General features: G+C 32.3%; 1 pseudogene. It reads left to right on the top strand.

The features are described from left to right. Positions 1-115: pseudogene (locus tag ACEN4N_RS11515) on the top strand (IS30 family transposase); the annotation flags it as partial. Positions 116-436 lie beyond the last annotated feature (321 nt).

Genomic DNA, 436 nt, shown 5'->3' with positions numbered 1-436 from the left:
GTCATCGATTGCACACAAACGGAACACGATTCCACGGAAATCCTTACACTACCGAACACCGTTGGAAGTATTTTTGAGTTACTTAGATGAAGCAGTTTTGTCTAGCTTAATTTGACAAATCAAATTACTTATAAATATAAGAAAAAAACGAACAAATTGCAAGAAATATACGATGAATTTATCATGTCTTTCCTCCCTTTTTTTATGTAAGCAATTTTTATCAAGATTAACCTTCATCTTCTTGTAAACTCAGCGTTCTTTTCTATTTCTTCCTGAATGAAATATGAATAGTTTTTAACATATTTCTATTCCTCTGTTGTCAAATCAAATGCAACACTATTGTTATTCAAAAGACATACCCCATTAGACTTTTAGGTATAGGGTTTCCCCCATGGGGGAAATGTCGCTTTTCGATTCTTTTATAACTCAAGTCTTT

The organism is Ruoffia sp. FAM 20857 (assembly GCF_045528645.1).
Lineage (GTDB): Bacteria > Bacillota > Bacilli > Lactobacillales > Aerococcaceae > Ruoffia > Ruoffia halotolerans.
The sequence above is the reverse complement of the archived record's forward strand: the minus strand, read 5'-3'. Positions and strand labels throughout refer to the sequence as shown.